This window comes from Paenibacillus sp. LC231 (assembly GCF_001860525.1).
In the GTDB taxonomy this organism is placed as follows: domain Bacteria; phylum Bacillota; class Bacilli; order Paenibacillales; family Paenibacillaceae; genus Paenibacillus_AQ.
In genome coordinates this window covers 688,580-712,095 of sequence record NZ_JFOM01000015.1, presented here as the reverse complement: position 1 = coordinate 712,095, position 23,516 = coordinate 688,580, and the positions used below count along the sequence as shown (strand labels likewise).

The window sequence follows — 23,516 nt, the reverse complement described above, 5'->3', positions numbered from 1 at the left end:
TATTCACTCCTTTAAATTTCTTGCTCCTTCATCATCCGGAGGATGTAACGAAGCTGATCCTCGGCGTTGTCCCGAAAGTTGCCTTGCACCGCAAGAACACGGTCATAATACGTTGCCGGTAATCGGCAAAGCTGCTTGAATATAAAAGGTTCAATCATGTAGCAGTCCTGATTGCGCTTATCCTCCAGTGCGACCACGATCGCTTCAAATAACGCTTCGTCCTTCATGCCGGAACGAACAAGCCCCATCATGATCAAATTGGCAAAACGGTTGCGGAATTCCGGCGAATTCTTCAGCTTCGTCAGTAAATACGACTCTGCTCCGTGATGTCCCCGGCGGGCGAACGCGCTTACCAGCGCAAGCTCATCCTGTTCGATAAACAGCTCAAGCCATCGGTCATCCCAGCTTGCTTGCAGCTGCTCCTGCGGAAGCATTTCCACGTAATACGTGTAACTCTCCTTCCCCGTAAACGGCATAACTTCCTCATACGGTTTATACTGCCTATGGATAACCATATCTGACAGGGTGTCCAGAAGCCTTTTTCGTTCTTTGGCCGTGTTGCCAAGCGACGAAGAGGCGAAGCCTTGCAGCAGAACGTCCTTGTATTGTTCATATACGCGGTCCGGCGGCAGCACACGCGCGGCTTTTTGGAATACCTCGCGGACATATGAGCTGCTATGTCTGTATTGCTCCAAATCGTTCTCCGCGTTTTGGCGAAGCAGTTCCCTGGCTTCCTCGGAATCTACACGATTCATGTAAATGACCGCTTCATTCATAAGGTACGCCCAGCCCAAAGACTTGATATATAAGGAATACTTCTGAAGGACGTTCCGGTACAGCTCTTCAAGAGCAGAACTTTGTTTATCGTGCAGTGCCCACAAGCAGCGCTTCACCTTGCTCCAGCTCTCCTCCAGCTTTGACTTGTCATCCGAAAATCCGGAAACCGCTTGAAGCTCGGCGGACATGTCTCGTACAAGCCAATCCGTCAACAAGGCGGAGCGGCATTTGCCAAGGGCAGGGTTAACCAGCTCTTGGTCTTTTCCTTGAGCCGCTTCATACAATCGCTCCACAGCCTGCTCCGAACCGTTCTCGGCAAGCGCATCGTATGCGGCTTCGCGGATAACTTTCTTCTTACTCTTACTCCATTCCATCAGATCAGCTTCATACTCTTCGTAGCGGGCAAGCAATTTGATCGCCATGCACCTCACCTCGTCGCTGCCGATCTCGGCCGCTTGTCGGATCAGCTCCGCTATTTCCCTGCCGCCAGTTTGGGCCATCACCTTCAGCTTGCGCGACTCCGACTTTCCGCCCGCGGGATTAAAGCTTTCCATCAGAAATGGAAGGATTTCCGGTCCATACGACGGCAAGATCTCATTGGCCGCTAGCTCGCCAATCTCCACATAAGGGTCATTCAACGCTTCAATCGCAAGGTATACCAGCCGGAAATCACGGAACAAGCCCTCCTTCCATGCTTCTTCTATGATCTCGTAACGGCCGCCGCCCGTTGTAGTCAGCGCTGTCTGTACAGCGGAAAGCTTGCGGAAGGATAAACGGGATGACAGTGAAACCGGATGATGGTCTACCGGATGGAGCTCTCCTTCAGGGGCTGTTGTTCCTTGTGTATGCAGCACGGAGCTCAGCAGCTGGTTCAAATCCTGAAGCAGCTGAGCCGATGGAGTCTCCTTCCCGGATTCCGGTTCGATTAAAGCGCTGATCCCTTCACCCAATCTCTTGAACACGGGAGCGCGCTCTCCCAGCTGCTGAAACTGCGGCAGCAGCCTCTTGAGGCGAAAGTCGCCGGCTGCGAGTTCGCTGCCGGCAATATATAAACGCCTAACCTCCTGGTTAAGCTCCTGCAGTAATGCCGTACTCATGGTCTTTCCTCCTTCGTTATCCCTGCTCAGTACAACAGCCGGATGATTTCGTTATTCGTAACAAGGGTCAGCGGCTGCGCCAAGAGACGGCCCGTCGTCAGGCTGTGCTCAAACATAACCAGCATGGAAACGCCGCTCAGCTTCTCCTCCGGCAAATACCGCAGCATCGGGACCGTCGACTGTAAAAACACGTCGCCAAGGGCAATCGACTGTCCGGCTTCATCCGTGATGGCATACTGACCTTCGTCGTTCCGGCTGATCCGGGAAACATGCAGCAGCATCACGGGATGGTTGTCCGCGAGCGGATTTTTCAGCTGGTTCTTCACCTTTTTAACTGCGTCAGCATAAGAGTCCGCCGCATATTCGTGAATCCAAACGAAATCCTCCGCTGTCAACGGAGTTGAAGCCATCTCTTCAAAGCGGACCCGTCGGTTCATATCCCCCGGATAACGATAAAGCACTGGGACTCGCGCTTTTTCGAAAAAGCTGTCTTCCTCACGCATCAGCTTGGCGGCCTTATAGGGACGGTACTGAATCGTTCGGTGAATTTCGCCGCTGTCCTTCTGAATCCAGTATCCGATATCCACATGCTCCAGCCGTGCATCGTCGGCATAACTCAGAAAGGAAAGCTGTATCAACTCCGCCTCTTCGCTTGCGAGTCCGAAGCTTTGCAGCTCCGTCAGCTGCCAGGCGTGCCCCAGCCATTCCTCAATCGTCGACTCATGGTCCAGCGCCATATCCGGATCCTCAAGCTTTGAAGTCAGGTATGGTCTGCCTTTTTTAATGATTGCGTTCATAACAGCAAGCTGCTCCACCGCATATGTATAAGCTTTCTCCTTGTCTTTGTCTGACAGCACCAACGCCAGGCGGCGAAGTTCCGACTGAGCACCCGATAAATAATAGTTGCCCATCTGCTTTACATGTTCCTGGATCAGCTTTTGTTCCTTTTTATCCAATGTTCCTAATCCGTTCCGGATCAACGAGTGGACCAGCCTCTCTAATACGTCCAGACCTTCCAGCTGCGCATTGATTTTCTTTTTTAATGCCGATTTGTTGACCTTCTTCGGTTTGGGCGCTGCCCCTTCGGTTGTTTCTTTGAGCTTACGCTCTTCCCGCTTCTCCGCTTTCTCCCGTTTGGCGGCCAAATCCTCCGGCACCTCAGCGGGTGTAAACGATGCTCCGCCTGCATACGCATAGAGCAGACCAAGCACATGCTTGCACGGAAACTGCCGACTCGGGCAAGTACACCGCATAACCGGCTTCTCCGGTACCGCAAAATCGGCGGACGGCTGGTAATCGGAACTTCCGCTGCCAGCACATGTGCCGAAAAGTACGGCATGATCCACCGTATGATGGAGCTGCAGAAACCGTCCTTTTTTGACAAGACCCTGTCCATTCTTTATGGCCGCGCTATTCGGTGCCTGCGAATCGATCCATGACTCTGTAATCTCAACCAAACTCATACCCTCCTAAATCAAGTCGCTGCCGGTCATGCACAGCAAAATTATCCATTACTTATAATCATATCGAATCTGGGCCTGACTCCCTACCCTTCTTAAGACCTATTTAAGAACACTCATTCCTATTTATTCAATCATCCTCATCCTTTATTGGGTAATAAAGGAAACTGCATTAAGCGGAAGTTTTTCATGCGAGATAAGGATGCTAAGCCTTGGAAGTTTATGCTTTCTTATCTCTAAAAAAAAGAGCCGGCATAACCGGCTCTTCAGAAATCGATACCATCATTAATCTTTCCTTACTTGATACCGCCCTGTTCTAACCTCGAGAATATATTCTTCAGGGAAAGGCATGCCGGATTCCAGGGCATCCTGTACGGCTTGTTCAATAGGGTAAGGCACGCGAATAAATTGAATGTTGAGAGGAGCCGGATCTTCGCTGTCATAGATTCCATCCAAAATGACATAGGAGGCCTCAGGCATTTCAAGGGGATTGCCAACGCTGCCGGTATTAAATAGCGTTCTCCCGTCCAGATGCTGGTGATATGCATTATGAATATCCCCGTAACCAGCAACGTCCGCGATTCTCGGATCCCCGCCCAGCGGGGAACTGTGAAACAAGGTTTCAAGCTTCTCTTGGCCATCCCATGGTTGTATTCGTTCGTACACGCTGCGGGGCGATGCATGAAACAACCGGATCCATTTACCGCTCATCATGAACTCAAGGATATACGGAAGATCGGCAAGATATTGAAGCCTCTCGCTTCCGAGTCTATGCTGGTGCCATAGGAGGACCGGATCATCGGTTTCCTTACCTATAAAGTCGTCCCAATTCCCCTTGATGACATGCTGGCAATGGGTTCTCACCATATCAACCGCGATATCTCCGTGCGGGCCCTTGCCAATCAAGTCGCCCAGGCAATAGATGGTTTCGATTCTGCGCTGTTTGATATCCTTCAGAACGGCTTCCAGCGCAGGGATGTTTCCGTGTATGTCGGAGATCAATGCAATTTGCGTCAATGAACCCGCCTCCAAGCTTCGTTTATTTCGAATTGCTGTGGTTATGGCTTAGTGAATCCCTTAATTCATCATATGCGTCTCGAAGCCAGGGATGGACTACCTTCAGCAATTCACGTCGATTCCATAAGTATTGAATATATTCGAATGCCGCATGATCCAGCGAGATTTGCAGCTGGTCCGTTACCTCCTTTAAATACGGGGGGATTCCCGTTTGATCCCATTCCAATTTGTCAGCGACGAACAGTACCTTGTCTAACAAGGAAGCCTTGGATCTCAACGTCGTATGGCAACCAACAGCGCTCAATATTTCCGGTTCTGTAATCTTGAACAAATCCTCAGCCATATATGCCGATATTTTCTGATGGATGATCATGGGAAATAACTCTTCTTCGGGCAATACTTCCAAACCGATCTCACGGGATACTTGAATGCGGACATGATTCGGAAAAACGGCACTAATATCATGCAGATACCCGGCATATTCAGCAGCGTTCGGATCGGTACCATAGAGAATTGCAATTCTGCGGGCTTCCTCCCCCACTTTAAGCACATGCTCTGCTGTTTTTGGGCATTGGTGTTTCTGCAGAAAGCGGACCACGTCATTCCTAAGATTTCCGGTGAGATCGTGTCCCCCAAGCTCACGGTAGGAGCTGATCATCAAGCGATGCTTACGCGGGTCGTTCACTCGTTTCACCTCACCCAATTCCTTGAATTTACCAATCTAGCACTTCATTTTCCATACAATATTAACTTATACTGAGAATAGTTTGAAGCTATTATACAAGAAAGTCAAAGAAAGGAGGTCATCCGATTCTACGCATCATCGACCAAACCCATTCGTGCAGATGATGCGGGATATCAACGTTGCGTAAGACATAACGAACCTATTTGAAGGAGGAAGCAATGATATATAAGGAAAGACTTTGATCGATCCGTGATATGGCCCCCGGTTTGTCCATTTATTATTCCTTAATATGGAATGTTTCGATTTTTAGTCTAATGTTTATTAACGTAATCATATATTTTACTCACGCGAGCTTGGTAACTGAATAAGATTTAAGCATCACCGACTTCACCACGTTAGGAGGCTGACGATAGTGAATACACGCAGGATGGTTAGCTTGGGGTTACTGATTCTTGTTATGATCATCAGTGGTTGCACGGGAAATGCTTCCACCGAAAAAACGAAAACGCTTACACTTTGGTACTGGAACCGAAGCCTGGACGATGAGCTGATTAAGTCTGTTGAAAAGGAATTCCCGGGGATTCGAATTGATGCGCAAAAAATCGGTGGCGACTTCAAATCGAAGCTAAAGACAACGCTGGCGGCCGGTTCCGGAGGACCGGACATCGTCGCTTTTAACGACTGGGTGGCAGAGCTGTTTACGAGCTCGGACCGTTTCTACGATCTGTATGAGCTGGGCGCCAAGGATATTGAGCCGGATTTCCTGGATTGGAAATGGAAGCTTGGCGTTACCCCGGAAGGCACCATGATTGCTCTTCCGATCGATACGGGGCCAACTGCCCTATATTACAGGGCCGATTTGTTCGGGGAAGCCGGGCTGCCGACCGAACCGGAAGAGGTCCACGCGCAGCTTGGCACGTGGGATCAATATTTCGAAGCCGGGCAGAAGCTGCAGGAGCATTTTGATCAAAAAGTGAAAATGCTCGACAACATCACCAACATTTACACGCAAATGAATGCTCAGTCTGAACGCATATATTTTGCCGAGGACAATACGTTTATCGGCGAAACTCCCGAGTCCTCCATGAAAACGGCGTGGGATACGGCGGTGAAGGCTTCCCAGATGAAGCTAAGCGCCAACGCCAATACGTCCTCCTCCGAATGGAATGCCGCCATGAACAATGGACGGGTCGCTTCCTTTGTCGGTGCGGTGTGGATGAAGGAAATATTGATGCAGGCGGCGCCGGATACCAGCGGCAAGTGGAGAGTAGCACGCGCCCCTGGCGGGGACGGCAACAATGGCGGCTCCTTCCTGGCCATTATGAAGACGAGTAAATATCCGCAAGAAGCATTTGAAGTGATGAAATATATTCAGAGTCCGGAAAATCAGGTTCAATCCTTTAAGAAGATCAACCTCTTCCCTTCCGCCAAAGACGCACTGGATGCTTCCGTGATGAAGGAGCCCGAGGAATTTTTCGGGAATCAGGCAACTGGCGAGGTGTTCTCGGAATCTGCGCGTAACGTCAAACCTGCTTATTTCGGCGGTAAATTCGCTAATGTAAACGGCATTGTCAATCGAGAGCTGTCATCCGTTGCGCTCCAAGGCAAAAATCCTGATAAAGCCTGGGAAGACGCGCTGGCCAGAGTCAAAAAAGAACTGCTGCGCTGACCAAGGTTCTTGTTTTGCGAGGTATGGCTTTCCGATTGTTAGGAGTACTTAAATACCAACCGCTACAGGAGGTACAGTACGATGGATAATCCAATGCTGAATCGCACGCCCGTGGAACAGAAGCCTGTTCCTAAACATCCGAAATCTCAAGACCGACTGTCTGCACAGATATGGAAACACCGCAAAGAATATTTGGCCATCTCCCCTTTTTACATTCTATTTGCCATATTCGGCCTTTTCCCGATTGCCTTCTCGATGTTCCTGTCCTTTCAGAAATGGGACGGCATCGGGGAGATGACCTATAACGGGCTGGGCAACTACCAATTCATGCTCACCGATCCGGAATTCTGGAGAGCCGTCGGCAACACGCTGCTCATCTGGATCTACTCCACGATACCGATGCTGTTTATCGCGCTGGTCGTTGCCTTCCTGCTTAATGCATCATTTGTCCGGTTCCGCACGTTCTTCCGGATCGGCTATTTCCTGCCGAACGTCACCTCACTCGTGGCGGTTGCCATCGTGTTCGGCACCGTATTCTCGAACAATTACGGCCTTCTCAACTATATGCTGTCCCTGCTCGGCCTGAACTCCATCGAGTGGTTGAATAAGACATGGGGCATACAGCTCGCCATTTCGGTCATGGTCATATGGAGATGGGCAGGGTATAACGCCATTATCTATCTTGCCGGACTGCAGAGCATCCCGACCGTCCTGTACGAAGCAGCCAAGATCGACGGAGCCTCCGGCATACAATCCTTTTTCAAAATCACCATTCCCAATCTTAGGCCCATCATTCTCTTCACGGTCATTACCTCGACCATCGGCGGCATGCAGATCTTCACCGAGCCGCAGGTGCTTGTTGGCAATGATGGCGGCGTCAGCGGCGGCGGTATGACCATCGTCCTCTACCTGTACCGTGAAGCCTTCGTGAATAACTATTTCGGATATGGCGCTGCCGTCGGCTGGGGAATGTTCCTGCTCATAGCGATCTTTTCCATCGTGAACTGGAAAATGGTGCAGGGCAGTCCGTCCAATGACTGAAATGGGGGTGAATCGTATGTTCAAATGGAAATCCATATTCCTTCACATCGGGTTAATCGCCGGACTGCTGCTGTCGATTTTCCCCTTCTATTGGCTGCTTGTCATGGCAACCCGAACCACTTCGGATATTTACAGCTTTCCTCCGAAACTATGGTTCGGTCCTCACTTGCTTGATAACGTGTCGAGGGTGCTGAGCAGCATTGATTTCTTCGGCGCCTTCTGGAATACTCTGTTCGTGGCTTCCGCTTGTACGCTGTTAGTCTTATTCTTTGATTCCCTGGCCGGATTCACGTTTGCCAAATCCCATTTTCCGGGCAAAAAATGGCTGTTTGTGCTGCTGCTGGCTACCATGATGGCGCCCGCCCAACTGTCCCTGGTGCCCTCCTTTGTCATTATGGCAGAGTTCGGATGGGTAGGAACTTATAAGGCGCTGATCATTCCCGGAATGGTAAACGCCTTCGGGATCTTCTGGATCAGGCAATATGCACAGGAGTCGGTGCCCTCGGAGCTGCTGGATGCAGGCAAAATCGACGGCTGCGGATTCTTCCGCCTCTACTGGAATATATCGCTGCCGATTCTGCGCCCCGCCCTATCGTTCCTGGCTGCCTTCACGTTCATCGGCGTATGGAATGACTACCTGTGGCCGCTAATTATTCTAAATGATGAGAACAAATTCACCCTGCAGGTTGCGCTTTCCTCATTGAACGGAATATACACGACCGACTATTCGATGGTCATTGCCGGTACGCTGCTCGCTGTCATTCCGCTGATCGTTTTGTTCCTGTTCATCAGCAAGCAATTCATTTCCGATATTGCAGCAGGTGCCATTAAGAGTTAACGGTAAAAGGGTATCCCAAAAGATCATAGATCTATTGGGATACCCTCTTATTTGTTGTAAGCAGCCTTTTCTTTTATTTTACCCCAGATCATACCGCCATACCGCAACCATTACGGCACCATCGCCAGCTTCTCATTGTCCGGAGTTTCACTCTCCTCTTCTGAACGAACGACGGTCTCCCGCTTTAACTCCGCTGTTTCATCCAACTTTTTGCGCCCCATTACCGTTGCTGCCGCAAGCGCTAACGCCGCAGGAACGATAGCCCAAGCAAACGTAGCCGCAATGGAGGAAGCAAGCGAGTCCGAGATCGGCTTGAGCAGCTCGGCCGGGATCAGCGACCTCGTCTCCGGCGCCAACAAGATGTGAGGGTCCTTGAGATCGAAGCCTTCAGGCAGCGCCTCGGTGTTCATCACGCTCGATCCCGAGGATAAGGAACCGGCAAAGGATCGGCTCTGTATCAACCCGAACACCGTAATCCCAATCGTCATCCCAAGCGACCGCGTAAAGTTAAAGGTAGAACTCGCCATTCCGCGCTGCTTATAGGATAAACCATGCATCACGGCAGTACTCAGCACGGAGAACGACCCGCCGATGCCAAGCCCGATCAGAACCATGTACAGGGTTACGATGAACCTGCTGGATTCCGCCGTTAGCGTCGAAGCGAGCACCATCCCTCCCGTAAACAGGACAAGCGTCGGGATCATGATGTTACGATACGATATTTTACTCATCAGAAAACCGCTCACCGTAGCCGTGATGACCGAACCCACCATCATTGGCAGCAGGACGAGCCCCGAGTTCGTTGCGCTTCCGCCGAGTACGCCTTGAATGAAGATTGGAATATACACGGAAGCCACGATGAAGGATCCTCCGCTGAATAAGCCGCACAGCACACTGGAAGTATAGAGTTTATTCTTGAACAATCGAAACGAAATGATCGGTTCTTCCGCCCTTCTCTCTGCAAGCACGAAGAGGACCAGCATGACAAACGCCGCAGCAAACAACGCCAGGATAATCCAGGAATTCCACGCCAACTGCTTGCCGCCAAGCTCTAAAGCAAACATGAAACAGATGACGCCAGTCAGGAGCGTAGTGGCGCCCATCCAATCAATCGGCTGTTTGGAGCGCTCATGCGATTCTTTATAGAACAGCGTCACCATCATGAAAGCCACGATGCCGATTGGCAAATTAATATAGAATATCCACTGCCAAGTAATCTGATCGGTAATATACGCACCTGCGAGCGGTCCGAATATGCTGGATAATCCGAACACGGCTCCGAATAACCCGGTAAGCTTACCCCGCTTTTCGAGGGGGACCGTATCGAACATAATCGCGAATGCAATCGGGATGAGCGCACCGCCACCAATACCTTGCACGGCACGATACAGCGCCAGTTCCGTAATGGAGTTCGCCGTACCGCACATCACGGAGCCCAGCATAAATACAATCATCCCGAATACAAAGAACTTTTTGCGGCCATACATGTCGGACAGCTTGCCGAAGATCGGCATTCCCGCAAGCTCAGCGACCATATAAGCGGAGGTCACCCATACAAAATGATCAAGTCCTCCCAGCTCCCCGACGATATTCCCCATAGCGGTCGCTACGATCGTATTGTCCATGGAGGCCATTAATATGCCGAGCAGCAGGCCGGCAAGCACGATGGGTAATTTGTTGGTTGAATGTGTCTTCAAGTTCTCATACACTCCTTCTAAGTAGGTTTCCTTCTTCTTTACTGTCGTCATTGTAATTCAGAAAGTATGACAGGTGACTGTCACACTTTTATCCCCGATTCCTCTTTTTTTCAAAATACATATAAATAAAGCCCAGACACTTTATGCACTCATCCCTGGTAGCGTATAATCGGGATATCCAACTCATGCAAGGAGGTTCAAGTGGAATGAAGATCAGTGAATTATCGCAAATCAGCCAGGTCAGTGCACGCTCCATCCGGCATTATGAACAAAAAGGCCTGCTTGAAGCCCACAGGCTTGAGAATGATTACCGTCATTTCGACAGATCTGCCATCGAGCGGGTCAAAATGATTCAATTGTATTTGAAGCTGGGATTAACGACGGATCAAATCAGAGCTTTATTCAAAGGTGAAATTACTTCTCCCGATGATTACGAGTACTGCGAGGAAATGCTGTCCATTTACCAAGAGAAGTTAAGTCATGTGGATGGTCAGATCGCTGCTCTCCATGAGTTGAAAAGGCTGCTTGAGCGGCAAATTTCCCTTACGTTGAAGAAAAAAAACCAGGTCCCCGTCTGACGACATACGCGGCCCCGAGCGTCATGATGCTCGGGGCCGTTCTATTCGATGATGAGATCCGTTATCTGCATGCCTCCTTAACATGTTAAAATAAAGGTGTACATCTGAAATGGAGGAAATCTACATATGGACAATTTCGAGAAAAATTTGGAGAAATACGCGGAGCTGGTCGTTAAGGTAGGCGTAAACATTCAGCCAGGCCAAGTGCTGATCGTCAATGCTCCAATCGAAACCGTAGAGTTGACACGCCGCATCGTGGCCAAGGCATACGATGCAGGTGCCAAATATGTGCAAGTCGACTGGGATGATGAGAGAATCACCCGCATTCGCTACGAGAAAGCACCCACTGACTCCTTCGGTTATTATCCGCAGTGGCAGGCCGACGCCATGCAGCAGCTTGCTGAAGGCGGAGGCGCCATTCTGCGCATTAAAGTCCCGGATCCGGAGCTGTTCCGCGGCATTGATTCGGCCAAAGTATCTACAGCCGTAAAAGCCGCTGCCGTAGCCAACGAGAAATACCAGGTTTACGTGCGCAACAATAAAATCAGCTGGTCGCTCATTAAAGCCCCTACCCGTGCCTGGGCCGATAAGGTATTCGCGGATCTTCCCGAAGAGGATCGGATTCAAGCCATGTGGGATGCGGTATTCCAGATGAACCGGGTGGGCAGCGAAGATCCGGTTGCCGCTTGGCGGGATCATATAGCTCAGCTGAAGCTGCGCCAGAACCACATGAATGCCAAACGCTATAAAGGCTTCCACTATCGTGCGCCTGGAACGGATCTGCGCGTGGACATGCCGGAAGGGTATCTCTGGCTCGGCGGCGGCGACGAGAATGAAGCCGGCGTATATTTTGTGGCAAACATGCCGACCGAAGAAATCTACACGATGCCCCACCGTACAGGCGTGAACGGGACCGTAACAAGTACGCTGCCGCTTAATCTAAACGGCCGCCTGGTGGAGGGCATGAAGCTCACATTCAAGGACGGCAAGGTTGTCGAGTATGAAGCCGAATCCGGGCGGGAGCATCTCACAACACTGCTGGAAACGGACGAAGGCGCGTCTTATCTGGGAGAAATGGCACTCGTACCGCATGATTCGCCAATTTCCCAGCTGAACCGTGTCTTCTATAACACCGGTATCGATGAGAATGCGTCGTGCCATTTTGCGCTGGGCAGCGCCTACCCTGTCAATATCGAGGGCGGTACCAAAATGAGCAAGGAAGAACTTCTCGCTCGCGGAGCCAATGTCAGTCTGACGCATGTTGATTTCATGATCGGATCGGCCGAGCTGGACATTGATGGCGTGCTGGCTGACGGCACGATTGAACCTGTATTTCGCGGTGGACGATGGGTTTAACTACACTCTAGACCCGTTCAGATACACAGCTGTATACTTGAAACAAAGCCCTGCGGGAAATCGCGGGGCTTTACTAATATCCGTAGCTCTTTGTGCTGATTTAAAAAGAAATAAACGAAGTCGATTTTTTACTTTACTTATATTGGAAGCGCTTTTATAATTTAATATAACATAAATCATTTCACATAATTATGAATCAATATCACAAGATGCAGGAGGTGATCCGGGAAAAGATAGGCGCTGCACAGATTAGCAATGCCCATTTCACAATGAAGGGAAGAGAACAATGATGAAACAAAAAGGGAAATGGCTTACCTCGCTTTTGCTTGCCATCAGTTTATGCACAGCAGGCACGCAGTCCGCTTTTGGTGCATTCTGGAACCTGAGCGGCGATATTGTTGTACATGACCCAACCATCATTAAGGAAGGAAACACATGGTACACTTTCTCTACCGGTCAGGGCATCCAACTGCTGAAATCGACCAACGGCACGAACTGGACCAGATCGAACCAGGTATTTGCTTCCCCGCTGTCCTGGTGGAAAACCTATGTGCCAAACCAAAGCACCAACGATCTATGGGCGCCCGATATTGAATATTTCAACGGCCGCTACTGGCTCTATTATTCGATCTCCTCCTTCGGTTCCAACACATCCGCTATCGGCCTGGCTTCCACGAGCAGCATCTCCTCCGGCAATTGGCGAGATGACGGTCTCGTCACGCGAACGACCTCCACCAATAATTACAATGCGATTGATCCGACGCTGACCATTGATAAGGACGGCAATCCGTGGCTGGCCTACGGCTCATTCTGGAGCGGACTCAAGCTGACCAGGCTTGATGCAAATACAATGAAACCGACCGGAAACCTGTATTCCATTGCCTCACGCCCGAACAACGGAGGGGCCGTTGAAGCGCCTACCATCGTTTATAGAAACGGTTACTATTATCTGTTCGCCTCCTTCGATTCCTGCTGCCAGGGGGTCAACAGCACCTACAAAATCGCTTATGGCCGTTCCACCAGCATAACAGGTCCATACGTGGACAAGAACGGTACCAGCATGATGAATGGCGGTGGCACGATTATGGACAGCGGGAATGCAGTCTGGAAGGGTCCCGGACATCAGGATGTCTATAATAACCTCATTATTAGACATGCGTATGACGCAACCGATAACGGCACGCCGAAGCTGCTCATCAATGATTTGAACTGGGATTCCCAGGGCTGGCCAACTTATTGACTGCTCCATACCCATAATATGAATCTTCCTTAGACATCCACCCGAAAGAGGCTGACACTAAAGCTCCAGCTCTAGTGTCAGCCTCTTATCCGTTCTTATTTCTTACTTCTTCTCCATGTTATCCAACATACGAAGAATCATCATGACGGCTTCCGCCCGGGTCGCGGATTCCCGTGGGGCGAACCGGTTACCTAAGCGCCCATTCACGATGCCAGCCGCGGTGGCGGCAGCGATTTCCTTCTCTGCCCAAGCCGGAATGGCTTGCTGATCAAGGAATTCCGTTTCTGCTTCTGGTAAGGCAAGGCCCAGGTAACGTGTGATCAGGACAGCCATTTCAGAACGGTTGACAGGTTGATTCGGTCTGAATGTGCCGTCTTGATATCCCTTCACAATACTCTCGGATACAGCCCATTGAATCGCATTAAGCGCCCAGGATCCGATGAGGGAACTGTCTTTGAAATTCAACTTCCCAGCATCCCCTTGTCCATTTAATGCTTTGGCCATCATTACCATGAATTCAGCGCGTGTTACTTGCCGGTCCGGCTTAAAGGTATGATCCGGATAGCCGTCAACGATACCGAGCTGAACGGCTTCCTCTATCGCCGACGAAGCCCAATGTCCCGCGATGTCGGTTAACATCACTGGCTTTGGCTCCGGCTTCGGTTCTTCGGTCTCCGGCTTCGCCTTACGATGAATGGTGATCTGGTAAGTTCGGGTCGTACCGTTCTCAGCCCGAATCACCAGCTTCAACAGGTTATCCCCTTCCTTCAGCTCGATAACCTGATCCTTCTTCAGGGATTCTTCCCCCAGAAGGACTGTTGCCTTGTTATGCGCCGCATCCACACGGAGCTGCACAGATTCGGCTTCCGTCTCAAGTCGGTACTCTGTCGTGTTCTCATTAAATGCAGGGGTGAGTTCCGCTGCTTTGCCGCCGATGATCACTTCAAGTCCTTTTAGACGGTTGTCTCCAGATAATACATGGCCTCCAGAGGATCCCGATCCCGACTCTGATCCCGATGATGGCGGGTTCTCCGTTGAAGGTACCACCGAAGCGTTATAGGTACGGATCGCGGCTTGCAGAGCACTGATCGCGTCCTGTACTTCCTTGGCAGTTGCCTGACCCTGCTGCGCTATGGCGCTCGCTCTTTCAATGGCAGCACGGAGTGTTGACCTTGCTTCAGCTGGATACTGCCCCGGCGATGTGCCTTCCCGTGTTTCGTCCAGCCTTTGCTGTGCCGATGTGATTAATCCGATTAACTCGTTCTTGTCTACTGCTGCTGCCGGTGTTGTAACCGACTTATGAAGTCCGGCGCTCTCTCCCGCAGCGTTATAGGCTTTTACGGTAAAATGATATCGGGTGTCCGGCTCCAAACCGGAAGCGGTATGCGAATACACATCATTTGTCACGGTAACAACCGGTTCATTCCGCCCTTTCAGATATACACGATATCCATCCACGCCATCATCTGCGGTCGCCTCCGGCCAGCTCATGGATACACCGTTTGAGGTGATGTCCGAAAATTCAAGCTCCCCGGCTGTCCACACTGGTGCTCCCGGAATTTCTACGGCTTGAGTGATGACCGTTAAAATCTCACTCGGAGCCGATTCCATGCCTTCCTTATCCACGGCGGTTACTTTGAATTCATACACCGTGTCCGGGGTCAGCCCTCTCGCTTCATATACGCTATCCGTGACAGTTGCTACGCGCTCCCCGTCCTGATATACATTATATTTCATGGCTTGTTGGTCTTGACTGTTCACGGGATCCCAACCGATTTGCACCGTTGACGATGTCACATCCAGTGCTTTCAGGTTGGTCGGAGCATTGAGATTCCCGCCATCTGTCGTGAATGTCCACACATCCGAAAGGGTTTTACCTCCGAATTTGTCTTGTGCGACTACATACCACGAATAGGTTCCATCGGATTGCAGTCCTGCCCATTGCTGAACAACCTCAGTGCCGCTAACTACGTTCTGCGGTGTACCTATGGACTCACCTCTTAGATGATTCACTTGGATTGAATCCGTTGCTACCCGCTTTAATTTCGGTTCAAGATCCAGGTTCATCATGAATTCATCCGAGCCATTCGTATAATAATTGTACTTATCCAAGTATGGCGAATACGTATTCACATAAATCTGATTGCTTTCCTTATCAAAATGCAGCAGTCTCAAGTAACCACTGCCGCCATCGGCATGTCCTTGATAGTCTGCCAGCATCTGATAGACGGTTCTGTCCACATTGCCGTCACCATTATCATCCAATTCATTTTTAAGCAGACTGGCTCCCGTGTAATGGCCGCTTAGAACGGCAACCACGTTGGGATTCGGTACGACAACTTCCTTGTACAATTTGTTGCCTATACCGGAACGAGTTCCGTTCGCGAGCATGTAATCGTGGAAATTCAGAAATGCGATACGGTCCGGATATTCTGCGAGAACCTCGTTCATCCATTGGATGTCCTCGTCTTCAACGCCCCATCCCATATACATCATGATAAAGTCGTTGCCTTCAACGGACACAAGGTCATAATGTCCGCGATTGTCCTTGTAGGAACCTCCGTAATATGGCTGATTCTTGTAACGGTTCTCCCCGAAATATTGACTGTAGGTCGTGTAGTCCCAATCGTAGCTTCCCACATCATGATTCCCGGCGAGCACGCCATGCGGCAGATTTGCATCCTCCAGCATCTTCATGTAATCATCGGCACGTTTCCATTGATACTCAGCTGTCGGGTCGTTCACGATATCACCGGTATGGAACAAATATTTGATGTTCATATCATCGATGGAATCGACAATCCATTTGAATTGCTTCTGCTGAATATGCGGGTACAGCTCCGTTAAGAATTGGGTATCCGATACCCATACAAAAGTGTAATCATAATCCTCACGTGAAGGGATTTCATCCTGTACAATGACATCCACTTTGCTGCTTTGTACGTAGTCTGCTGCCGACAGTTCGCCTCGAAGGGTAAAATCATCTTCAGACTGGGCAATATGTTTGGTGATCTCCGTCCACTTGTTCAGGTTGTGGTTCCACGCATACATTGTGACCTTGCGGCCCGACACCGTATGTCCTTCCCAAGTAACTTCAACACGGTCACCCGGCTCCACGGCATGCTCCAGCTCTACCTCAAACCGGATATAAGGGAACTGGGACGTGGAATCCACCGTGACATATTGATCGTTGGATTCAGCTACCAGCTTCAATTCCTCTTCGGTCAGCGCGGTTTCGCCAGTCGGGAATCTATCCTTAGGAGGCTCTTCATCCGAGGCGTTCTTGGATAATTTTACCCGATCGCCACTTAATGCATGATACGGATATGCCTGATGGAAGGAGACCTCAAGCTCGTCATCCGATGGATCGCTGACTTGAACCTTAAGCTCCGGCGATAACCCGGTTCCGCTCTCCATATCTGCAGGTGAGACCAATTCGGGTGCATTCGGATGCTCCGGTGCGGTGTTAAACGTTACCGTACGTTCCGAGATGTTGCCAATCTTGTCCACTGCCCGAATGTCCAGCTTATGGACGCCTGGTTCAAGCTCGGACGATGAAGTATCGTATGGCACCTGGATGGCTCGACCATCTAGCAGTGCCTCCACTTGTTCAACGCCGGATACGCTGTCCTGTGCAGTCACATCAATGGGAATACTTCCCTTATAGCTCTTGCCTTTTTCAACAGTCACGTTAATTTCGGGTCCATTGTTATCTACCTGTATGTTGGCAATTACTTCAGACTTACCCTTTACAATCAAATCAACCTTGTGCTGCCCGTCTGTAACCGTCGTGGTATCCCATGCGTAAGACAGGGCTTTTGCCTTATCGGGAGAAATATCAAATTGAAACGTTACAAATGGCAGAAACCGTCCATCGTCACCTAGGTCGTGGATAAGCGCAGGATCGCTAAATTGCGGATCCCGAATTTCTGTTCCGTCTCCTAACAACAGCCGCACATTGCGGACATTAAAATCATCCATGTTTCCCGTCGGCTTGTCATCCTCGAAATAGGTCTTCTCATTATCGCCGGCCCGCAGGGTAATTTCGTTTGTGCCGCTTGTCAGCCATTGCGGTTCGATGGGGACAACGATGGTTTGATAACCGTCAATATTAGGCTCGGTCTTGAACAGAACGTTCTTGCCTACGGTCACCGTGTTGATCCCATCGTCAATACCATCGCCTTCAAAAACAAAATAAGCGGAATGCTCCATAACGGCTGTACCTTGAACCGGCTGCCCGTCGATATGAAGCTCGAGATCCGCAGGCGCTGCCCCGTCAGCCGCACCCCGAATATACGTTATCCCGGTGACGGTCTGTTGATCGTCAACATTCAGGCTGGCGCTGGCCCCGTCCCCCGTGAGGTCGACTTCATATTTAGGACTCTCTACTTTCTTAAAGGTGTTGGACACCGTGAAAAAGTACTCCAGCTTGGTGTGTCCCAGCAGCTCCAGATAAGAAATCGTATGACGAAGGCCTTGCTTCCCTTCCTGAAGCTGTACAACCTTGTAATCGTTCTGTCCATCGACTCGATAAGATAGCGCAAGTGAAGTAACCATACGATCATCGTGCGCTTCTGCCGTAATCTCCAGATTTTCTCCCGGCTCCACATTGGTTGTTGTCGTCCGGTTAGTGACCGTCGGTTCCTTGGCCACATCAATATGTACCGGCTCCGCAGGCACCTCGGAATGCTGCAGCGAACCCGGCGTAGCCTTATGCTCCAGCTGGGAGATCCGCTGCATCTTCAGGCTGCCATCTTCGGGATACTTATAGAAGATCCCCTGATCGGCGGCGTTATGAACCTCCCCGTCATTGTAAAATGCGGACACGATGGGACGGCCGGTATTTGTCACAACCACGAGCTCCCGCATGCGTGAATTGGACATGCCGCCTGAGAATATTTTGACAACATCGGTGTTTTCAATCAGGTTGGTGCCGTAGTTTTTATTAAAATCAGCAATCGTGGATTTGCTGTTCTGAGCATTAATGATCCAGAACACCAGCGTGCCTCTGGATGGAATCATCACCTCATCGGGTACATGAGCCCAAAGGGTATCACTCTCCAAGTAACGATAACGAATTTTGTAATGGCTGAAATCGATGTCTTGATCGGTATTGTTATATACTTCAATAAATTCATATCCGTCGGCGGTTCCTACATTCGTGGAATCAGGAACAAGCTCGGTGATCAGGAGTTCAGGCACGTTGGTAGACGCGGTGGATGACTGGGCTGAAGCCTGTCCTGCAAATCCGGTAAACGAGGCCGACAACACGATACAGAGGATCAAGAAGCAGGATATACATCGATTCAGGACGATCTTAGACAATGGAAAACCTCCTAGAAATGATTTTTTGAACAATCAATTCAGTTTCCCAATTCTCCAGGTCTCCATGGGATCTCCAAATTTTAATTAAAGCGCTTTCAATATCAAATCCCTCACTCTACCAGATTTAGGCTATTCCCTTGAGAGATCCATTTAGCACGTCACCTCCTAAGATCAATAATTGCATATTCCCTTCGTTTTTTAAACCACTTTATGTAAAATCTGATAAATGATACGCAAGTCCCGGAAATCAGCTAGCCTTCTAGTAAAATAGGATAATATCCGAACAGACCTTCATCACTATATCTTAAGTAAGCATCCATATCTCAAGATCCACAAACGGAACCAGCATGGCGTTTAAAGATCATTACTTCCGGTCTATTCATTTCTTATCCGTTTCATCTTTGAGCAAGCATTGGTCATCATCCTATCTCATAGGATGCAGTTTGTGCTTATTCTGCACAAAAACCAGCTAATACTTGTCAAGGATTTGGTGTTGGTGATTGGCGATCTTCTTGATATACTATTTTTAAGCAAGACAAAAAACCTTCATTGGCGTGAAGGTTTCGGATAAATTTGGATATTGGAATATTAGGATTGATAGGGCTGGCTCTTACTAAGGATGGCGTATACGTGATGGAGAAGCTTGTTGGCGCAAGCGATCACGACCACCTTGTAGGGTTTGCCCTCTTTTCGTTTTTTATCGTAATAATCCCATATTTTGGGATTAGTTCTTCCACGAATACCGCACTGTACGGCTAAATATAAAGCACGACGAAGCCTCTTTGAGCCACGCTTCGTAATTTTTGAACTACTTGCCGTGAATTTCCCCGAACTGAATATCCCAGGATCCAATCCAGCAAAAGCAACAAGTTGTTTCGCTTCTTTAAACTGCCTAACGTCTCCAATTTCAGCGACAATCGCGGCTGCAAGTCTATCTCCTATTCCCGGTATACTTTTCACCAATTCGACCTCTGGAAGACTCGTTGCCATTTCATTGATCTGCTTCTCCAGTTCGCTCAGTTGCTCTGAAAATGCAAGCAGTAAGTCAACCATCCCGCGTAAAACGAAAGTTTGAGAATGACTTCTTGGCTGTTCGCTCCAATCAGACAGTGCTTCCTCGAGTTGTTCCACCTTAGCTTCCATCCATTTTCGTGAATGTGACCTTCCTACGCCTTTTTGAATGACCTCATGCAGATTCTCGACTTGACCTTCCAGACAACGGGCCAGCACGTTGAGAGATGTCACAGAAAATAGATCGCGAAATACCTTCTCATACGCTGGAAAAACTTGATCCAGCAAGGCCCTCATGTTTAACTTCGCTTGCACATACATCCCCGTCACAAACTCATGTTGCCTGGTGACATGTTGAAGCTCTCTAAATGCCTCATCCCAAGTTCGATGCGCGGTAACGTCTCCCCGATAATACATCTCGGCTAAATGCCAGGCATCTGCAGCATCTGTCTTTACCTTGCGCAACTGTGTTCCTTTCGCTCGTTTTGCTTGTAATGGGTTGACGATGAAATATGTCCATCCGTTGCGCTCTAGATAGGTGGCAAGTCCGCGGTGGTAATGACCTGTCGCTTCAAGAATAACGACCGGAGGCTGCATTGTCTTTGTCTGCAGCTCTGCAAGTACCTCCCCCAAATACTTAAATCCACCCTCTCCATGCGAGATGCTAATCATCTTCCCATACGGCTCATTTCGCTTTAAAAACGCTTGTACCACACTGAATCCCTTGGCTACGTCAACGCCGACAACAGGTTCCATAATAACCTCCCAATTCGTATTCACCGGCACTTCCTACGATGGTTCCAAACCCATAGCTTCGCTTGTGATGCGAGGTCAAAGCCTCTACCAGCTCAAACATGGTCATTGGGGTAGTAGGAAAACAGTTTTTTTGACGGGGTCTACGCCCCTAAAAGACCCACGTTCTCCCGGCTACCGCCATCTTAATGCACCTAAGAAAAAAGGCCAACCAGAAATCTCTGGCTGACCTAATAATACGAAAAAGACCCCGCGAATGATATCGCAGGATCCTTATCAGTGGGAAGCGATTTTGTTACTCATTATGCAGCAATTTTCCAATTGCTAGGGTGCCTTACCAGAAAAGAATCGAAGAAACTTCGCTCTCCTTCTCCTTTTACGAGTGTTCATGGCGAATCAACTGCCTTTCGGAATGACATGATGTTCTTCCGTCCGTCGATTGACAATACCACTTCCCACTTGTTCTATATTTACCCGGTTCTCGGGAAGTGAAACACTTTTGACCCGAACTTTCTTTCGAATATGGAGATCAGCTATGTACCCCTTCATTTGTTTAAATGATTGCGGCTGCTCACACACTCATCATCGTCTGGGACAGTTGTACCAGCTTGTTCATCGTTTTCCAATTCCGCATCGTCATCGGAACGCCGAGCTTCGACAACTGAACCGCCAGCTTGGAATTCCGAACGCTTTCCTTGAACAGCAAGTAAACCTCTTCACCGATCACCTCGAAGATTTCCTTTTCGTTCACATAAAGCTTTAATTTCTCCACATCTTCAGCAGCAGGCGCTTCCGTCAGCATGGCAACATAAAGACTCTCAAACTCCGATGCTGCCTCCGCTTGACGCAGCGTTTCTTCCGAAAATGGACAGTTCCGAACGATCCCCTCGATTTCCTCGGAGGTTCTAAGGATCACCGATATCGGGAAGCCGAACGTTTCAAGTATGCCCTGCTCCATTTGAACGCGCAGCGTTTCCTTGGATTCCCCGGATTCAAAGAGTACGTTTCCGCTCTGGATGTAGGTCTGCACGCGAGCTAGTCCCATAGATTCAAGCATCTTTCTTAAATCGGCCATCTTGATTTTATTGTGTCCGCCTACGTTAATCCCTCTAAGCAACGCAATATAGATTGTCATCCAAGCATCCTTTCCAGAATCAGACCTGCCGTCTTCTCCCCGTTCGCCATGCAATCCGGTATCCCCACTCCATAATAGGAGCATCCCGCCAAAATAACGTTTGGATACAGGTCATCCATTTTCTGTTCTAATGATTCCACGATTTGCCGGTGCTTCAAATGATAATTCGGCATATTGTCATGCCATTTGGTGACTTCACAAGAGATCGGCTCAGCCTTAATGCCAAGGCTTTGGCTGATATCCCCCATCCCGATCTGTTTCAATTCTTCATCGGATAACTGGATCAGCTCCTCATAATGCGGATTGGAGCTCTTGTAGAACAATCGCATCAATAACCGCTTGTTCTCGGAGGTATGCTCCCATTTCCGGCTCGTCCAGGTGCAAGCATCACACTTCAACCGGGTTCCCTTGGCCGTAATGAATCCCGTTCCATCATAGGGAAGCTCTTCATCTTGAATATCATAGGCAAGATACACGCTGATGAGCGATTTGGTATACAGCTGGTCAAAGTCCTCATTAAGCAGCGGATCTTGTAGCAAATCCTTCGCGGCGGATCCCAGCGTGCTTAAAACAACAAAATCAGCTTCAAGCTTTTCGCCATTTGCCAGCATCACCCCGTAGCCGCTGGCTGTTTTCTCCAGCTTCTCTGCGGCAACGCCTTTGTATATCTTCGCGCCTGCTTGAATCACGGTCCGTTCCAGTGCGTCAATCACAACCGAGACTCCGTCTTTGAAGGAAAGAAATTTCTTATTGCCCGTGCTAAGGAATTTCTGTTTATTCTCGGCCAAACCGCACATGATGCTGCCGTTCGCATTTTTGTACTCCAGCAAATAGGGAAACGTGGATGCAATGGTCAGGTCATGAAGCTCTCCGGAATAGACGCCCGATATGACCGGAGCGATCTGATTCTGAACGATTTCCTTGCCAAGGAAGGCTTCAAGGAATTCCCCCAAAGAATCATCCTTGGTAAACGTTTCATTCGGCGTGTAATAGTCCTTGAGCGCCGCCACCTTCCCCTCGGCAGACACCAGCTCGCTTTCGGCCAAGGATTTCAGGCTAAGCGGTATGCCGAATAAGCTCTCATCCGGGATTCTTTTCAAACCTGCAGTCGTATATATGAAAGAAGTTCCCGTGGCATTATACACAACCTGGTCTGTTAACTGAAGCTCCTCCAGAAGTGGTGCCACATTCGTTTTCCGGGATACGATCGAATCCGCTCCGGTTTCCATAATAAATTCACCGTTCTGAACGGTGCGGATTTTGCCTCCCAGCGTTTCACTTGCCTCGATAAGCACCAGTTCCATATTCTGTTGATGGTGATTCAACTCTTTTTGCAGATAGTATAAGGTCGAAAGTCCGGTAATGCCGCCGCCGATGACTACGATAGTTGTCACTGTACATACACCTCTATTATGTAGGTTCATAACCTCTTAATCATGATTGTTACCATTGTATCCAATTTCTAAGTATATCATAGAGCGCGTGCTTCCGAGGGACGCCATTCCCTCAATATTGTGAACAGAACCGTTCACCTAACTACCGACTTCCCGTCCCGCGAGAAAACCCACCATCAGTACATCACGCGTACTGCTCCCTTAGTGCACGTACGGAGTCCAGGAGCATGCTTGGATGGTTGTTGACAGCAAAAAACCCCGCGAGATCACTCGCAGAGTTTTTTTCGTGGGAAGCGGTCTTATCTATTCTAACGCCATCGTTCCATTGCTTAAGGTGTACTTTGGAATAATTCAGATTGTGTCGTCCTTATTCCTCGTCATGTTGTACATGGGTATCAAATCCTTTCGGTAATTCCGACTTAACGTCTTGTTATCCGTCTGGT

Annotated in this window: 15 protein-coding genes; 6 read left to right on the top strand and 9 right to left on the bottom strand. The window is 49.4% G+C overall.

Annotated elements, in window-relative coordinates; all coding sequences use genetic code 11:
• Nucleotides 1-11: 11 nt before the first annotated feature.
• The 4 genes from AK95_RS13220 to yqeK form a co-directional block, all read right to left on the bottom strand.
• Entirely contained in the window at nt 12-1,874 is a 1,863-nt protein-coding gene (locus tag AK95_RS13220) for a HEAT repeat domain-containing protein (protein WP_071220403.1), read from the bottom strand.
• 26 nt (nt 1,875-1,900) lie between these two features.
• A complete protein-coding gene (locus tag AK95_RS13215) occupies nt 1,901-3,331 on the bottom strand; it encodes an SWIM zinc finger family protein (protein WP_071220402.1) in 1,431 nt (476 codons plus the stop codon).
• A gap of 288 nt (nt 3,332-3,619) precedes the next feature.
• Nucleotides 3,620-4,351: a metallophosphoesterase family protein gene (locus AK95_RS13210; RefSeq protein WP_071220401.1), complete on the bottom strand. Its 732-nt coding sequence runs from the start codon at nt 4,349-4,351 to the stop codon at nt 3,620-3,622.
• A 22-nt stretch (nt 4,352-4,373) separates the two neighbouring features.
• Nucleotides 4,374-5,009 (bottom strand): bis(5'-nucleosyl)-tetraphosphatase (symmetrical) YqeK, encoded by a 636-nt coding sequence (gene yqeK / locus AK95_RS13205; protein WP_162487575.1) that lies wholly within the window; start codon nt 5,007-5,009, stop codon nt 4,374-4,376.
• Nucleotides 5,010-5,448: 439 nt separating this feature from the next.
• On the opposite strand from yqeK, the gene AK95_RS13200 reads away from it, so the two are divergent.
• From AK95_RS13200 to AK95_RS13190, 3 genes are all read left to right on the top strand, one after another.
• Nucleotides 5,449-6,705: an ABC transporter substrate-binding protein gene (locus AK95_RS13200; RefSeq protein WP_071220400.1), complete on the top strand. Its 1,257-nt coding sequence runs from the start codon at nt 5,449-5,451 to the stop codon at nt 6,703-6,705.
• An 81-nt stretch (nt 6,706-6,786) separates the two neighbouring features.
• Nucleotides 6,787-7,746 carry a carbohydrate ABC transporter permease gene (locus tag AK95_RS13195; RefSeq protein ID WP_071220399.1) on the top strand — a complete coding sequence of 320 codons (960 nt, stop codon included), beginning with the start codon at nt 6,787-6,789 and terminating at the stop codon, nt 7,744-7,746.
• Between the two features lie 16 nt (nt 7,747-7,762).
• Nucleotides 7,763-8,584 carry a carbohydrate ABC transporter permease gene (locus tag AK95_RS13190; RefSeq protein WP_071220398.1) on the top strand — a complete coding sequence of 274 codons (822 nt, stop codon included), beginning with the start codon at nt 7,763-7,765 and terminating at the stop codon, nt 8,582-8,584.
• A gap of 110 nt (nt 8,585-8,694) precedes the next feature.
• Here the strand turns inward: AK95_RS13190 and AK95_RS13185 are convergent, their stop codons facing one another.
• Nucleotides 8,695-10,281 (bottom strand): MDR family MFS transporter, encoded by a 1,587-nt coding sequence (locus tag AK95_RS13185; protein WP_162487572.1) that lies wholly within the window; start codon nt 10,279-10,281, stop codon nt 8,695-8,697.
• Nucleotides 10,282-10,487: 206 nt separating this feature from the next.
• Between AK95_RS13185 and AK95_RS13180 the strand changes: the two genes are divergently transcribed.
• From AK95_RS13180 to abnA, 3 genes are all read left to right on the top strand, one after another.
• Complete coding sequence (locus AK95_RS13180; RefSeq protein ID WP_071220396.1) at nt 10,488-10,859, top strand: MerR family transcriptional regulator; 372 nt, start codon at nt 10,488-10,490, stop codon at nt 10,857-10,859.
• 126 nt (nt 10,860-10,985) lie between these two features.
• Nucleotides 10,986-12,215 carry an aminopeptidase gene (locus tag AK95_RS13175; protein WP_071220395.1) on the top strand — a complete coding sequence of 410 codons (1,230 nt, stop codon included), beginning with the start codon at nt 10,986-10,988 and terminating at the stop codon, nt 12,213-12,215.
• 289 nt (nt 12,216-12,504) lie between these two features.
• Nucleotides 12,505-13,455 carry an arabinan endo-1,5-alpha-L-arabinosidase AbnA gene (gene abnA, locus AK95_RS13170; protein ID WP_201259386.1) on the top strand — a complete coding sequence of 317 codons (951 nt, stop codon included), beginning with the start codon at nt 12,505-12,507 and terminating at the stop codon, nt 13,453-13,455.
• 102 nt (nt 13,456-13,557) lie between these two features.
• On the opposite strand, the gene AK95_RS13165 is transcribed toward abnA, so the two are convergent.
• The 4 genes from AK95_RS13165 to AK95_RS13150 all read right to left on the bottom strand — a co-directional run bounded on the left by AK95_RS13165 (nt 13,558) and on the right by AK95_RS13150 (nt 23,073).
• Complete coding sequence (locus tag AK95_RS13165) at nt 13,558-18,780, bottom strand: S-layer homology domain-containing protein (protein WP_071220393.1); 5,223 nt, start codon at nt 18,778-18,780, stop codon at nt 13,558-13,560.
• 588 nt (nt 18,781-19,368) lie between these two features.
• Entirely contained in the window at nt 19,369-20,547 is a 1,179-nt protein-coding gene (locus AK95_RS13160) for an IS110 family RNA-guided transposase (protein ID WP_071220392.1), read from the bottom strand.
• A 568-nt stretch (nt 20,548-21,115) separates the two neighbouring features.
• Nucleotides 21,116-21,679 carry a DUF1697 domain-containing protein gene (locus AK95_RS13155; protein ID WP_071220391.1) on the bottom strand — a complete coding sequence of 188 codons (564 nt, stop codon included), beginning with the start codon at nt 21,677-21,679 and terminating at the stop codon, nt 21,116-21,118.
• On the bottom strand, nt 21,676-23,073 hold the full coding sequence (locus AK95_RS13150) for a protoporphyrinogen oxidase (RefSeq protein ID WP_071220390.1): 1,398 nt from the start codon (nt 23,071-23,073) through the stop codon (nt 21,676-21,678). Before AK95_RS13150 ends, AK95_RS13155 begins: the two co-directional genes overlap by 4 nt.
• Between the last annotated feature and the right edge of the window lie 443 nt (nt 23,074-23,516).